Source organism: Nocardioides sp. (assembly GCF_035481145.1).
Classification (GTDB): domain Bacteria; phylum Actinomycetota; class Actinomycetes; order Propionibacteriales; family Nocardioidaceae; genus Nocardioides.
In genome coordinates, this window is record NZ_DATIHB010000202.1 from 1 (window position 1) to 14,795 (window position 14,795).

General features: G+C 70.4%; 11 protein-coding genes. 3 read left to right on the forward strand and 8 right to left on the reverse strand.

From position 1 onward, the window contains the following. Window positions 1–189: 189 nt before the first annotated feature. The 3 genes from purU (at window position 190) to VLF38_RS15960 (ending at window position 2,876) form a co-directional block, all read left to right on the forward strand. Window positions 190–1,059 (forward strand): formyltetrahydrofolate deformylase, encoded by an 870-nt coding sequence (gene purU / locus VLF38_RS15950; protein ID WP_325272225.1) that lies wholly within the window; start codon window positions 190–192, stop codon window positions 1,057–1,059. A gap of 78 nt (window positions 1,060–1,137) precedes the next feature. After that, window positions 1,138–2,223 carry an S-(hydroxymethyl)mycothiol dehydrogenase gene (locus VLF38_RS15955; RefSeq protein ID WP_325272226.1) on the forward strand — a complete coding sequence of 362 codons (1,086 nt, stop codon included), beginning with the start codon at window positions 1,138–1,140 and terminating at the stop codon, window positions 2,221–2,223. Next, window positions 2,220–2,876, forward strand: a complete 657-nt coding sequence (locus VLF38_RS15960) for an MBL fold metallo-hydrolase (RefSeq protein ID WP_325272227.1) — start codon at window positions 2,220–2,222, stop codon at window positions 2,874–2,876. Before VLF38_RS15955 ends, VLF38_RS15960 begins: the two co-directional genes overlap by 4 nt. A 114-nt stretch (window positions 2,877–2,990) precedes the next feature. Here VLF38_RS15960 and VLF38_RS15965 read toward each other — a convergent pair whose 3' ends face one another. The 8 genes from VLF38_RS15965 to VLF38_RS16000 form a co-directional block, all read right to left on the reverse strand. Beyond that, complete coding sequence (locus VLF38_RS15965; RefSeq protein ID WP_325272228.1) at window positions 2,991–3,800, reverse strand: 5'-nucleotidase, lipoprotein e(P4) family; 810 nt, start codon at window positions 3,798–3,800, stop codon at window positions 2,991–2,993. Between the two features lie 80 nt (window positions 3,801–3,880). Continuing rightward, window positions 3,881–6,052: a choline BCCT transporter BetT gene (gene betT, locus VLF38_RS15970; RefSeq protein ID WP_325272229.1), complete on the reverse strand. Its 2,172-nt coding sequence runs from the start codon at window positions 6,050–6,052 to the stop codon at window positions 3,881–3,883. Continuing rightward, a complete protein-coding gene (betA, locus tag VLF38_RS15975; RefSeq protein ID WP_325272230.1) occupies window positions 6,049–7,836 on the reverse strand; it encodes a choline dehydrogenase in 1,788 nt (595 codons plus the stop codon). The genes betT and betA overlap by 4 nt, the downstream gene beginning before the upstream one ends. 15 nt (window positions 7,837–7,851) lie before the next feature. Then, on the reverse strand, window positions 7,852–9,330 hold the full coding sequence (locus VLF38_RS15980) for an aldehyde dehydrogenase family protein (RefSeq protein WP_325272231.1): 1,479 nt from the start codon (window positions 9,328–9,330) through the stop codon (window positions 7,852–7,854). 262 nt (window positions 9,331–9,592) lie between these two features. After that, the gene (locus tag VLF38_RS15985) at window positions 9,593–10,966 is read right to left on the reverse strand and encodes an L-serine ammonia-lyase (protein ID WP_325272232.1); all 1,374 of its coding nucleotides are present in this window, start codon (window positions 10,964–10,966) and stop codon (window positions 9,593–9,595) included. Continuing rightward, window positions 10,966–11,580 carry a sarcosine oxidase subunit gamma gene (locus VLF38_RS15990; protein WP_325272233.1) on the reverse strand — a complete coding sequence of 205 codons (615 nt, stop codon included), beginning with the start codon at window positions 11,578–11,580 and terminating at the stop codon, window positions 10,966–10,968. Before VLF38_RS15990 ends, VLF38_RS15985 begins: the two co-directional genes overlap by 1 nt. Continuing rightward, window positions 11,573–14,461, reverse strand: coding sequence for a 2Fe-2S iron-sulfur cluster-binding protein (locus tag VLF38_RS15995; protein ID WP_325272234.1), 2,889 nt, complete (start codon window positions 14,459–14,461; stop codon window positions 11,573–11,575). The genes VLF38_RS15990 and VLF38_RS15995 overlap by 8 nt, the downstream gene beginning before the upstream one ends. Beyond that, on the reverse strand, window positions 14,458–14,769 hold the full coding sequence (locus VLF38_RS16000) for a sarcosine oxidase subunit delta (RefSeq protein ID WP_325272235.1): 312 nt from the start codon (window positions 14,767–14,769) through the stop codon (window positions 14,458–14,460). Before VLF38_RS16000 ends, VLF38_RS15995 begins: the two co-directional genes overlap by 4 nt. Window positions 14,770–14,795: the final 26 nt, after the last annotated feature.

Here is a 14,795-nt window from a genome sequence, read left to right on the forward strand (position 1 = left end):
GAGGAGGACCTGGGTCCTCCTCCCGGCCGGGCCGCATTTCCGCAACCGGCACGGCTGGTCGGAGGAACGGGAAAGGAATGTGTCCCGGCTCACGAAAATGCCGGAACACCTCTTGACCCGGGGCCGGTCCGACAGGCAGGCTGTTGCGTATCGCCCACTGAGTTGCGCAACACGCAAAAGGAGATTCCGATGGCACCCCGTCCCGAAGCCGGCCAGGAGTACGTGCTCACGCTGACGTGTCCGGAGGCGCCCGGCATCGTCTTCGCCGTCAGCCGCTACGTCATGGAGCACGGCGGCAACATCAACGCCAGCCAGCAGTTCGACGACCGCCTCACCGACACGTTCTTCATGCGCGTTCAGTTCCGGACCGACGGCGCCGACGTCGAGACCCTGCGCCAGGACTTCGCCGCCGTCGCGTCCGAGTTCGCGATGTCGTGGCAGCTGCACGACATGAGCACGCCGACCCGGACCCTCCTGATGGTCTCGAAGTTCGGCCACTGCCTGAACGACCTGCTCTTCCGTACCTCCACGGGCGCGCTCAACATCGAGATCCCGCTGATCGTCTCCAACCACCGCGACTTCGAGGCCGAGGCCGCCTCGCACGGCATCCCGTTCGTGCACATCCCGGTCACGCCGGACACGAAGCCCGAGGCCGAGGCCCGCCTGCTCGAGCTCGTCGACGAGTACGACGTCGACCTGGTCGTCCTGGCCCGCTACATGCAGGTGCTCTCCAACGACCTGTGCAGCAAGCTCGAGGGCCGCGCGATCAACATCCACCACTCGTTCCTGCCGAGCTTCAAGGGCGCGAAGCCCTACCACCAGGCCCACGCCCGCGGCGTGAAGCTGATCGGCGCGACCGCCCACTACGTGACGCCGGACCTCGACGAGGGCCCGATCATCGAGCAGGACGTCGCCCGCGTCGACCACTCCCTCGACCCCTCCGAGATGACCGCGGCCGGCCGCGACGTCGAGGCGCAGGTGCTCTCGCGCGCGATCCGGTGGCACAGCGAGCACCGCGTGCTCCTCGGCACCGGCAACCGCACCGTCGTCTTCCGCTGACGCACCACCGCCCCGGGCGGACCGGCTCCTGCGAGCCGGTCCGCCCGTCGCCGTTCCACCCATGAGAGAGGGAGCACCATGTCCAGCACCGTCAAGGGCGTCATCGCCCGCAGCAAGGGCGCACCGGTCGAGGTCGTCGACATCGTCGTCCCGGACCCCGGCCCCGGCGAGGCCGTCGTCAAGATCCAGGCCTGCGGGGTCTGCCACACGGACCTGCACTACCGCGAGGGCGGCATCAACGACGAGTTCCCGTTCCTGCTCGGCCACGAGGCGGCAGGAATCGTCGAGGCCGTCGGCGAGGGCGTCACGGAGGTGGTCCCGGGTGACTTCGTCGTCCTCAACTGGCGCGCGGTCTGCGGCCAGTGCCGCGCGTGCGTGAAGGGGAAGCCGCAGTACTGCTTCAACACCCACAACGCGCAGCAGAAGATGACCCTCACCGACGGCACGGAGCTCTCCCCCGCCCTGGGCATCGGTGCCTTCATCGAGAAGACGCTCGTCGCCGCCGGCCAGTGCACGAAGGTCGACCCGCAGGCCGCGGCCGCGGCCGCCGGCCTCCTCGGCTGCGGTGTCATGGCGGGCTTCGGCGCCGCGGTCAACACCGGTGGCGTCGGCCGCGGCGACTCGATCGCCGTGATCGGCTGCGGTGGCGTGGGCAACGCGGCGATCGCCGGTGCCGCCCTCGCAGGCGCCTCCACGATCATCGCCGTCGACGTCGACGACCGGAAGCTCGAGTGGGCCAAGGGCTTCGGCGCGACCCACACGATCAACTCGAAGCAGACCGACGCCGTCGAGGCGATCCGTTCCCTCACCGGCGGCAACGGCGCCGACGTCGTCGTCGACGCGGTCGGCCGCCCGGAGACCTACGAGCAGGCGTTCTACGCCCGCGACCTGGCCGGCACCGTGGTCCTCGTCGGCGTCCCGACGCCCGACAAGGAGATCACCCTCCCGCTGCTCGAGGTCTTCGGCCGCGGCGGTGCGCTCAAGTCCTCCTGGTACGGCGACTGCCTGCCGTCGCGCGACTTCCCGATGCTCGTCGACCTGGCGCTGCAGGGCCGCTTCCCGCTCAACGACTTCATCACCGAGACGATCGCGCTCGACGATGTGGAGAAGGCCTTCGAGAAGATGCACCACGGCGAGGTCCTCCGCTCGGTGGTCGAGCTGTGAGCGGCGTTGCGGGCGGTGCGGCTGCTGGTGCGGTCCGTGTCGAGCGGGTCGTCACGTCGGGCACGTTCAGCCTCGACGGCGGCACCTGGGAGGTCGACAACAACGTCTGGGTCGTGGGTGACGACACCACCTGCGTCATCATCGACGCCGCCCACGACGCGGCACCGATCCTCGAGGCCGTCGGCGACCGCACGGTGACGGCGATCCTGCTGACCCACGCGCACGACGACCACATCACCGCGGCCGGCGAGCTGCGGGCGGCGACCGGCGCCCCGGCGTACCTCCACCCGGAGGACCGCGTCCTCTGGGACAGGGTGTACGACGAGGCGCCGGACCGCGAGCTGGCCGATGGCGACACGTTCGAGGTCGGCGGTGTCACGCTGCGGACGCTGCACACCCCGGGCCACGCGCCGGGCGCGTGCTGCTTCCACAGCGCGGAGCTCGGTGCCGTGTTCACCGGGGACACGCTCTTCCACGGCGGACCTGGCGCGACGGGCCGGTCGTTCAGTGACTTCCCGACGATCATCGCCTCGATCAGCGACAAGCTGCTCGCGCTGCCGCCGGAGACCGTCGTCCACACCGGCCACGGTGATGACACCTCCATCGGCGCCGAGCGCGGCGACCTCGACGCGTGGATCGCGCGCGGGCACTGAGTCGCGCCCGGACCGGGCGGGCTGCGCACCTCTCTCCTGCGCAGTCCGCCCTCCCCGATCGGCCCCCGGCCCCGCACCTCTTCCGCAGGCCGGGGGCCGACTCTCAGGCCGGCGTCAGGGCTGAATGAGCGGCTGCTCCCAGGCCTCGAGCGGCGCCTTGCGCCAGGTGCCGTAGGTGGCGTTGGGGAACATGATCCAGTCGCGGCCGAAGTGCCCGGCGTGCTCCGCGACGAGCACCTCCTGCTCCTGCGCGCTCGCGCCGTCGAAGTCGTCGTGGAAGTCCGGCAGGCTGTCGCCGAGCAGCAGCACCACCTCGTGGTCCTCCTCCGCGACCGCGCGGCGCTCCTCCTTGCTCGTGCCGTAGAGCAGCACCTGCTCAGGCGAGACCTGCGGCAGCCCCAGCTCGCGGAGCGTCGCCATCGTCGCGACCTTGTTCTCCGCGAACCGGTCCGAGACGTAGTAGATCGCGACACCGTGCCTGTCGGCGTACCGGAAGAAGCGCGCAGCGCCCGGGGTCAGCGTGGGCTCACCCTCCAGCTCCCAGTCCGACCAGGTGTCCCACGAGGTGTAGGTGTGGCAGGCCTCGAGGTCGCGCGCGAGGAGCGGTGAGTTGTCGAGCACGGTCTCGTCGAGGTCGGTGACGATAGCCAGGTCCTCCTCCCCGCGGCGGTGGTCGGCGACCTCCTTGCGCAGCCGCGCCTCGGCGAGGGTCCAGCCCTGCTGCTGGGCGGCAGCGGCGTGCGCGGACTGCTGGTAGCGGAGGCCCATCGCGTACTCACGCACGGGGCAGTCGTCGGTGGCGGTCGAGCCGGCCGTCGTGCCGGTGGCCGTGGCCACGGACGACGACACGGCCGGTGCCATCAGCATCAGCGAGCCGACGGTGACGCCTGAGAGCACGGCGCTGGACAGGGGTGAGAGACGCATGGAACTACCTCCAGGTGATGGGTGGGATGGAAATGCCGACGGCCCGGCCACCCCGTGGCCGGGCCGTCAGTGGTGGGTGCTCAGCCGACCGGAGTTGCCTCCGGCGTGGCGTCGGGGTCCCGCGGGAGAGCCCGGGCCGGCAGCTCCGGGGTGTCGTCCTGGCGGTCGCCCTCGTGCAGCAGGTGCAGGTAGGACATGTGACGCTCGTACTGGTCGAGGACGTCGCCCACCATCTGCTCGTGGGAGTAGCCGTTGACGCAGTAGCCCTGGCTGCCCTCGGCGAGGTGCACCTCGGTGCGGTAGTAACGCTCGCCGCTGAGCCGACCCACGGCGTACGTCGGGGCGGCGCTGCGGCAGGTGGTGAGCCGGTAGAGGAACGTCGGCTCGTCGCCGAGGTCGGTGCGCAGCTCCACACCGTTCGGTCCGCCACGCTCAGCCGGGACCTCCCGGACCACCGAGGCGAGACCGTGGACGTTGAGCTCCGCGGCGACCTCCTCCAGCGCGGGACGGGCGACCAGCACCAGGAAGCCCTCGATCTCCTCACGGTCGGGGTAGGTGACCGTCCGCCGCAGTCGCTGGGCGAGCGTGGCCCGGCTGTCGCCGACTCCTGCAGCGCGGCCGGCGGAGAGCGCGGCCGGCAGCGAGAACTGCATGGAGTCGGTCTTCAGCGACTCCATACGCAGCGCCCGGTGCATGCCGACCCCGACCAGGGCCAGGACCACGGAGAAGGGCAGCCCCATGATGATCGTGGCCCCGGTGAGGATGCCGAGCCAGTTCTCACCACCGGCGGTCATCATCGCGATGGTCAGGACGCCGATCGCGACCGACCAGAAGATCCGCACCGGGATCGAGCAGTCCGACATCGGGGTGGGCAGCTTCGAGGTGAAGTTGCCCATGATCAGCGCACCGGAGTCGGCGGACGTCACGTAGTAGAGGAAGCCGGTCAGCGTCGCCATGAAGATGACGAAGGTCGCCGCCGGGTAGGCATCGAGGAAGGTGTAGAAGCCCTGCTCGTACGCCGCGGTGGTGACCGCGCCGAACTCCGCGTCGCCGCCACGGATCCGGCTGATGGCGCTGTTGCCGAAGATCGTCACCCACAGCACGATGAACGTGAACGGGATCATCAGCACGCCGACCAGGAACTGGCGGATGGTGCGGCCCCGGGAGATCCGGGCCAGGAAGAGGCCGACGAACGGCGCCCACGCGACCCACCAGGCCCAGAAGAAGAGCGTCCACAGGGACTTCCACTCGCCGACCGCTCCACTGTCGAGCTCTTCGTACGGCATCGTGTCCAGGCTCATCCCGGGCAGGTGGGTGAGGTAGTCGCCGACGTTCATCACCAGGGCGTTGAGCAGGAAGCCGGTGTCATCGGCGAGCAGCACGAAGAGCATCAGGCCGAGCGAGAGCAGGACGTTGAGCTCGGAGAGCCGGCGGATGCCCTTGTCGAGGCCCGAGACCGCAGAGGCAGTGCCGAGGACGACCGAGGCGACGACCAGCCCGATCTGGGCGGCGGTGCCCTGCGGGATGTCGAAGAGCGTCGACAGACCGGCGTTGAGCAGCGCGATGCTGATGCCGAGCGAGGTGGCGATGCCGAAGATGGTGCCCAGCACCGCGGCCAGGTCGATGCTGTCACCGATCCGTCCGTGCACACGCTTGCCGAAGATCGGGTAGAGCGCGGAGCGGATCGAGAGCGGCAGGCCGTGACGGAAGGAGAAGTAGCCCAGCGCCATGCCCATGACGGCGTACATCGCCCAGCCGCTGATGCCGTAGTGGAAGAGCGTCCACAGCACGGCGTCCTCGGCAGCCTCGATGCTCTGTCCCTCGCCGGTCGGCGGCGCCATGTACTGCGCGACGGGCTCGGCGACGGAGTAGAACATCAGGTCGGCGCCGATGCCGGCGGCGAAGAGCATCGCCGTCCAGGTGAACATGCTGTACTCCGGCCGCGACTCCTCGGGGCCGAGGCGGTACTTGCCGTAGCGCGAGAGGCAGATGTAGAGCACGAACGCGACCAGAGCCGCGGCCAGCGTGAAGTACCACCACCCGAAGTTGCTGCCGATCCAGGAGACGGCGGTGCCGAGGTGGGTCGACGTGGCGTCCGGTGCGATGAACGAGACCAGGGAGAACGCCAGCACGACCGCCGCGCTCCCGAAGAAGACGAACTTGTTGATCGTCGGCTTCCCGGAGGCCGCCTCGGGACCCTCCGGCGGAACGCCGAGCAGCTCGCTCAGCGGTTCGGAACGTGCGCCCTTCATGCCGTCGCCTCCTTCGGCTCCTTGCGCGCCTTCGGAACCGGGACGCCCGCCGGCTCCGCCGGAAGGTCGGCGGGGTTCAGCGGCATGTCGCCCCGGTGGCGGTAGTACGGCGCGTCCGACGGCGGCAGCGGGGTCTTGCCCAGGATCAGGTCCGCGGTCTTCTCCGCGACCATCATCACCGGCGCGTAGATGTTGCCGTTGGTGACGTAGGGGAAGACGCTGGCGTCACAGACGCGCAGGCCCTCGGTGCCGTGCACCTTGAGCGACGTGGGGTCGGTGACGGCCATCGGGCCGGTGCCCATCGCCGCGGTGCAGGACGGGTGCAGCGCCGTCTCCGCGTCCTTCCGCACCCACTCGAGGATCTCCTCGTCCGTCTCCACCGACGGTCCGGGCGAGATCTCGCCGTCGTTGTACGCCGCGAACGCCGGCTGGTTGAGGATGTTGCGCGCCACGCGGACGGCCTCCACCCACTCCTTGCGGTCGGTCGGCGTCGACAGGTAGTTGAACTGCATCGACGGGTGGACCTTCGGGTCCTTGGACTTGATCCGGACCCAGCCGCGGGTGTCGGCGTACATCGGGCCGATGTGGACCTGGTAGCCGTGGGCGCCCCGGCCCAGCCCCTCGGGCTGCGTGCCGTCGTAGCGGATCGCGATCGGCAGGAAGTGGAACATCAGGTTCGGCCAGTCCACGTCCTCGTTGGAGCGGCAGAAGCCGCCGCCCTCGAAGTGGTTGGTGGCGCCCAGGCCCTTGCGCTGGAAGAGCCACTGCCAGGCGATCTTCGGGCGCTGGTGCCAGGCCAGGCCGGGAGCGATGGAGACCGGCTGCTTCGAGGCGTACTGGATGTAGACCTCGAGGTGGTCCTGGAGGTTCTCGCCGACGCCGGGCAGGTGGTGGACGACCGGGATGCCGTGCTGCTCGAGGAGCTCCCGGTTGCCGATGCCGCTGAGCTGGAGCAGCTGCGGGGTGTTGATCGCACCACCGCAGAGGATGACCTCGCCGGCGGTGACCGTGTGCTGGCGGGCGGCCTTGCCGACGCCGTGGGTGTACTCGACGCCCGTTGCGCGAGGCGTGTCGCCGGTGGTGTCGAAGAGGACCTTGGTGGCGAACGCGTAGGTCTGGACAGTGAGGTTCTTCCGCTCCTTGACCGAGTGCAGGTAGGCACGCGCAGCGGACCAGCGGCGGCCGTTCTTGACGTTGCGGTCGAAGCGGCCGAAGCCCTCCTGGCGGTAGCCGTTGACGTCGTCCGTGCGCGGGTAGCCGGCCTGCTCGGTGGCGCTGAAGAAGGCGTCGAAGAGGGGGTTGTCGCACGTGCCCTTCTCCAGGTGCAGCGGGCCCTTGTCGCCGCGCCAGGTGTCACCGGCCGGCGAGCCGTCCTCGAGGTGGCGGCTCTCCATCCGCTTGAAGTACGGCAGGCAGTGGGCGTAGTCCCACGTCTCCATGCCGGGGTCGGCGGCCCAGCGCTCGTAGTCCATCGGGTTGCCGCGCTGGAAGATCATGCCGTTGATCGAGCTGGACCCACCGAGCACCTTGCCGCGGGCGTGGAAGACGCGGCGGCCGCCCATGTGCGGCTCGGGGTCGGTCTCGTACTTCCAGTCGTAGAGCTTGTTGCCGATCGGGATCGGAAGCGCCGCAGGCATGTGGATGAAGGGGTCGATCCGGTAGTCCGAGCGACCGGCCTCCAGGACCAGCACGCTGGTGCCCGGGTCCTCGCTGAGGCGGTTGGCGAGCACGCTGCCCGCCGAGCCGCCACCGACGATGACGTAGTCGAAGTGCTGCTTGTCCATCAGGGGGTCTCCTTCTCAGGCGCCGAACCAGCCGGTGGGCTGGGGCGCGGTGTTGTGCCAGACGTGCTTGGCCTCGCGGTACTCGTCCAGACCGGCGAGCCCCAGCTCCCGCCCGACGCCGGACTGCTTGAAGCCACCCCACTCGGCCTGCGGCACGTAGGGGTGGAAGTCGTTGATCCAGACCGTGCCCGCGCGCAGGCCGGCCGCGATCCGGTGCGCCCGCTCGAGGTCCGCGGTCCAGACGCCGCCGGCCAGGCCGAAGATCGTGTCGTTGGCCAGGGCCAGCGCCTCCTCCTCGGTGCGGAAGGTCTCGACGGTCAGGACCGGGCCGAAGGACTCCTCGCGGACCACGCTCATCGACGCGGTGCACCGGTCGAGGACGGTCGGCGGGAAGTAGAAGCCGTCGGCGTACTCGCCGTCGGTGAGGCGTGCGCCGCCGCAGCGGAGGACCGCGCCCTCGGCGATGCCGGCCTCGACGTACGCCGCCACCTTCTCGAGGTGCTGCAGCGAGATGAGCGGGCCGGTCTCGGCCTTCTCGTCGAACGGTCCGCCGAGGCGGATCGCGGAGGCGCGGGCGACGAGCTCGTCCACGAACTCGTCGCGGATCGACTCCTCGATGATCAGGCGCGTGCCGGCCGAGCAGACCTGGCCCGAGTGCAGGAAGACCGCGGTCAGTGCGTTGTCGAGGGCCGTCTCGCGGTCCGCGTCGGCGAAGACGATGTTCGGGTTCTTGCCGCCGAGCTCGAGGGCGACCTTCTTGACCGTGGCGGCGGCGTTGGCCATGAGGCGCTTGCCGGTCTCGAGGCCACCGGTGAAGGAGAGCAGGTCGACGCGCGGGTCCTCCGAGAGCGGACCACCAGCGGTCGGGCCCGCGCCGGTGACGAGGTTGGCCACGCCTGCGGGCAGACCCGCCTCCACGAGCAGCTCGATCAGCAGGATCGCCGTGTGCGGGCTGAGCTCGCTCGGCTTGAGGACGAAGGTGTTGCCGGCGGCCAGGGCCGGAGCGACCTTCCAGGCGGTCTGGAGCAGCGGGTAGTTCCACGGCGTGATCAGCGCGCAGACACCGACCGGCTCGTGCACGATGCGGGCCTCGACCGCGGCGTTGTCGGTCTCGACCGGGCGACCGTGGTCCTCCCCCGCCAGCCGGGCGAAGTGGTCGAAGACGCCGACGATGTCGTCGATGTCGAGCTCGCTCTCGACCAGGCGCTTGCCGGTGTCGAGCGACTCGGCGCGGGCGAACGCGGCCTTGTCGCGCTCGAGGAGCCGGGCGACGCGCTCCAGGAGAGCGCCGCGCTGGGCACCCGGCGTACGCGGCCAGGTGCCCTCGTCGAAGGCGCGCCGGGCGGCGGCGATCGCCGCGTCGGTGTCCGCGGCACCGGCCTCGGCAACGACGCCGACCACGGTCCCGTCGGCGGGGCAGACGATGGTGCGCTCCTCGCCCGACCGGGCGGGCAGCCACTGCCCGTCGATGAAGATTCCCGTGGACCCGGTCATGCAACCTCCCGCACTTGAGTTGCTCGATGTGCAACGCGATGTGAATTGCACAACATCTTGTGCGGGCGGAACGGCCCCGGTCAAGGGTTTCGCGGAAAAAATTGTTGCAACTGCTACAACGCGTCCAGAACCCGAGAAAGTGCACGACGACCCCGGCCGATGGCCGGGGTCGTCGCTGTCCTGCACGGCGGGATCGCGGTACCGCGCAGGGTCCGGACACGCGAGCAGCGCCGCTCGTTGCGGTCCGGGGATCAGGGGTGTGTCAGCACTCGATGACGTTGACGGCGAGGCCGCCGCGGGCTGTCTCCTTGTACTTGTCCTTCATGTCGGCGCCGGTCTCGCGCATCGTCTTGATCGCCTTGTCGAGGCTGACCTTGTGACTGCCGTTGCCGATGCAGCCGAGGCGCGCAGCGTTGATCGCCTTCATCGAGGCGATCGCGTTGCGCTCGATGCACGGGATCTGCACCAGGCCGCCGACGGGGTCGCAGGTGAGCCCGAGGTTGTGCTCGATGCCGATCTCGGCGGCGTTCTCGACCTGGGGCGGGCGACCGCCCATGACCTCGGCGAGACCACCGGCGGCCATGGAGCAGGCCGAGCCGACCTCACCCTGGCAACCGACCTCGGCGCCCGAGATCGAGGCGTTGATCTTGAAGAGGATGCCGATCGCCGCCGCGGTCAGCAGGAATCGCACGATGCCGTCCTCGTCCGCGTCCGGCACGAACTTCACGTAGTAGTGCAGGACCGCCGGGATGATGCCGGCCGCGCCGTTGGTGGGCGCGGTGACGATGCGGCCACCGGAGGCGTTCTCCTCGTTGACGGCGAGCGCGTAGAGGTTCACCCAGTCGACAACGTGGAGCGGGTCGACGCGGTCGCCGTCCTTCGACAGCTCGCGGTAGAGACCCGGCGCGCGCCGCGGCACCTTGAGGCCGCCGGGCAGGACGCCCTCGCGGCGGAAGCCACGCTCGACGCACTCCTCCATCACGTGCCAGAGATGCAGCATGCCCTCGCGGATCTCAGCCTCGGAGCGCCAGGCCTGCTCGTTGGCGAGCATCACGTCACTGATCGACAGCCCCTCGCGCTCACAGATCGCGAGCAGCTCGCCACCGGTCGTGAACGGGAACTTCACCTGCGTCTCGTCGAGCACCACACGGTCCGCGCCCGTGGCCACCTCGTCGACGACGAAGCCGCCACCCACGGAGTAGTACGTGCGGAAGTCGATCTGCTCGCCGCTCTCGTCGTACGCCGCGAACGTCATGCCGTTCGGGTGCGCCGGCAGGCTCTTGCGCCGGTGCATGACCAGCTCGTCGTCGACGTCGAACGAGATCGGGTGGGTGCCGCCGAGGACCAGCTGGCCACTGGTGCGGATCTCGTCGATCCGCCCATCGGCACGGTCGGTGTCGGTGGTCGCCGGGTCCTCACCCTCGAGGCCGAGCACGACCGCCTTCGGCGAGCCGTGGCCGTGGCCCGTCGCGCCGAGCGAGCCGAAGAGCTCGGCCCGCACGCGGCGTACGGCGTCCAGCTGGCCGCGCGCGGCGAGGCCGTCGACGAAGGTCTTCGCGGCCCGCATCGGGCCAACCGTGTGCGACGACGACGGCCCGATGCCGACGGAGTAGAGGTCGAAGGCTGAGAGAGCCATCAGGCTCCCTCGGCGACCGGAGCGAACTCACGGACCGCGTCGAGCAGCCAGGCGGCGACGTACTGCGCCAGCGAGGCCCGGGGCACGACCCGGAAGGTGTCCCCGTCGATCTTCCAGACGATCACGGGGACCCGCGCCAGCGTGGTGACGATCGCAGTGCCGTCGGCGAAGGCCCGCGGGTGCAGGTCGGTCGGGCAGCCCTTCTCGAGCACGCCGCGCGCCCCCGGACCGGTGAGCTCGATGACCGTGCGGTTGGCCGAGAGGTCGAGGACCTGCGACGGGGTCTCCCCCGCAGCCGTGCGCAGCTGCTCGACGAGGGTGTCCGCGTCCGTCGCGGACACGACGAGCCACTCGTCGGGGCCCAGCCAGAGCGCGGTGTGGCCACCGCTCTGGCTGGTCTCGCCGACCGTGCGGGGCAGGGGCGCGCCGAGGGCCTCGTCGATGCCGCGGGCACCGGCGGAGGCCGGGGCGATCCGGACGCCCACCTGGGTGAGGAACGGAAGCTCGGCCAGCTGGACGGCCCGCTCACCCGTGACGCCTCCGTCGCGGATCTCGGTGGCCATGTCGTGCAGCGGGCTGCGGCGCAGCCCCTGCAGCGTGCTGAGGTCAGCCATCTCGCTTGGTCCCTTCGGGGTCGTAGAGAACGGGCGAGGTCACTTCGACCTCGACCAGGCGGTCGCCGACAGGCGCCAGGAGGATGTCGCCGATCCGCTCCCGGCCGCCCTTGATGAGCGCGAGCGCGAACGGGCGCTCGAGTGCCACCGAGTCGTAGCTCGAGGTCACGTGGCCGAGCATCGGCACCGGCCGCGGCGCGGTCGCGAGGTCGATGCCGGCTTCGATGACCTGGCTGCCCTCGGGCAGACGGGTCGTGCGGTCAACGGGGAGCAGGCCCACCATGTGCTTGCGGTCCGCGCGGACGTTGTCCTCACGGGTGTAGGAGCGCTTGCCGACGAACTCCTTCGCCTTCGAGACGATCCACTCCATGCCGGCGTCCTGCGGGGTGACCGTGCCGTCGGTGTCCTGCCCGACGATCGGGTAGCCCTTCTCGGCGCGGAGCACGTGCATCGTCTCGGTGCCGTACGGCGTGATGCCGAAGTCGGCCCCCGCGGCGTACACGTCCTCCCAGACCTGGCGGCCGTACCAGCCGGCCACGTTGATCTCGAAGGCGAGCTCGCCGGAGAACGAGATCCGGCAGACGCGGGCCGGGATGCCCGACGCGAGCGTCGTCTCCTGGAAGGTCATGAACCCGAAGGCCTCGTTGGAGACGTCGAGGTCCGGAGCCATCCGCGCGATGACCTCGCGCGACTTCGGGCCGACGACGGCCACGGTCGACCACTGCTCGGTCACCGACGTGCAGAGCACGTCGAGCTCGGGCCACTCGGTCTGCAGCCACTCCTCCAGCCAGTCGAGGACGCCGGCGGCGCCACCGGTGGTGGTGTGCATGTAGTAGGTGTCCTCGGAGAGGCGCAGGGTCACGCCGTCGTCGAACATCATCCCGTCGGGCTTGCACATCACGCCGTAGCGGGCCGAGCCGACCGCCAGCTTCTTGTAGGCGTTGGTGTAGATCCGGTTGAGGAACTCACCGGCGTCGGCGCCCGTGATCTCGATCTTGCCGAGCGTCGAGGCGTCCATCATGCCGACGCTGGCGCGGACGGCGCCGCACTCGCGGAGCACCGCGGCGTCGAGGTCCTCGCCGTCCTGCGGGAAGTACCACGGGCGGAGCCACTGGCCGACGATCTCGAACTCGGCGCCCTTCTCGACGTGCCAGCCGTGGATCGGGGTGATCCGCTTGGGGTCGAAGAGCTCGCCGCGCTCGCGGCCGGCGAGGGCCGCGAAGAGCACCGGCGTGTACGGCGCGCGGTGGTTGCTGAAGCCGACCTCCGCGACGTCGAGGCCGAGAGCCGTGGCGATGACGCCACCGGCGTTGACGCCGGAGGTCTTGCCCTGGTCCTGACCGGTGCCGATCGAGGTGTAGCGCTTCACGTGCTCGACGCTACGCATGCCGGCACCCGTCGCCCGCCACACATCGGCCACGGTCTGGTCACGATGCAGGTCGACGAAGTGCTCGTCCCAGTCGCCCGGCTCGCCCTCCGCGGCAGGAACCAGCCAGAGGGTGCGGACCTCGCCCACCTCGGTGGCCGTGCCCGACGCGGCGGGCGCGGTTGCCTCGACCGGGAAGCCGGCCGCGGTGGCAGCGGACGCACCGGCGGCCGTGCCCTCCGCGAGGGCGTCGCCCAGCAGGAAGGTGCCGTTGTTGGCGCCGACCACCGTCTGGGCCTTGACCCGGACGTCGGGGACGAAGGCGGCAAGCGCGGCATCCCAACGGGTCGTGCCCTGGCGCTGCGTGTGCAGGTGGACCAGCGGGGTCCAGCCACCGGAGACGGCGAGAACGTCGGCGTCGATCGTCTCGAGCGGGGTCGCGGTGTCGCCCTCGCCCAGCGTCGCGGCGTGGACCCGCACGAGGCGGGCCGTCTCCACGTCACCCTCGGCGCGCTGGACCGTGGTGCCGGCGAGCACGCGGACCCCGGAGTCGGCGACCGACTGCGCGCGGGCCGAGAGGGTGGTGCGCGCGTCGAGGACCGCGGCGACCTCGAGGCCGGCGGCCAGGATGTCCTCGACCGTGTCGTAGGCGCTGTCGTTGGTCGTCGCGACGACGAACCGCTGGCCCGGGGTCACGGCGTACCGGTTGAGGTAGGTGCGGACCGCGCCGGCCAGCATCACGCCGGGGACGTCGTTGCCGGCGAAGACGAGCGGGCGCTCGTAGGAGCCGTTGGCGAGAACGACCTGGCCGGCACGGACGTGCCAGACCCGCTGACGCGAGACGCTGTCCGGCTGCGGCGCGGAGCTCGCGCCGGCCCGGTCCTCGACGGCGAGCACGTAGTTGTCGTCGTATGAGCCGAACGCGGCCGTGCGGGTGAGCACGGTGACCTCCTCGGCGGCGGCGAGCTCGGCGGCGACGTCGGCCACCCAGGCGAGGGCGGGCTTGCCGTCGACCTGCTCGGTGCGCGAGGAGAGCAGCGAGCCACCGAGCTCCGCCTGCTCGTCCATGACGATGACGCGGGCGCCGGAGCGGGCAGCGGCAGTAGCTGCCGCGAGGCCCGCGGGGCCGGCGCCGATGACCAGGACGTCAGTGTGGACGAAGACCTTGTCGTACGTCGCGGTGTCGGGCTCGGGGTCGAGCACGCCGAGGCCGGAGAGCGAACGAGCCTGGAGACCGTCGATGAGCGAGCGGATCGTCGCGGTGACCGACGGCTCGGAGTGCTCGCCGAGGATCTGGACCAGCGCGTTGGGCTCCTCACCGCCGGCGGCCAGGATGCCGCGCGGACGGTCGAGGTAGATCGAGTCGCCGACGCGGACCTTGCCGTTGGCGATCAGCGCCGAGGCCAGGGTGTCGCCGGGGTGACCGGTGAGCTCCTCGCCGTCGACGATGAAGGTCAGCTCCGTTCCGCGGTCGATGCGGCCGCCCGAGGGCAGGCGGTGGGACTGCGTGCTCATGCCTTTGCTCCTGCGGTGTCAGCGACGAGATCGCTGATGACGGGCTTGGGGTCACTGTTCGTGTAGACGGCGAGGAACTCGTAGGTCCGGGTGTCACGCACGGCGTTGAACCACTTGCGGCACCCGCCGGTGTGCACCCAGCGCTCTGCGAAGGGGCCCTTCGGGTTGTCGCGGAAGAAGAGGTACTGCGCCCACTCCTCGTCGCTCAGCGCGTTCGGGTCCTCGGGGTAGGCGACGTGCGCCTCACCGCCGTACTTGTACTCGGTCTCGTCCCGCAGCCCGCACCACGGGCACTGGATCTGCAACATGACAGGTGCTCTTTCGCTAGGTCTGG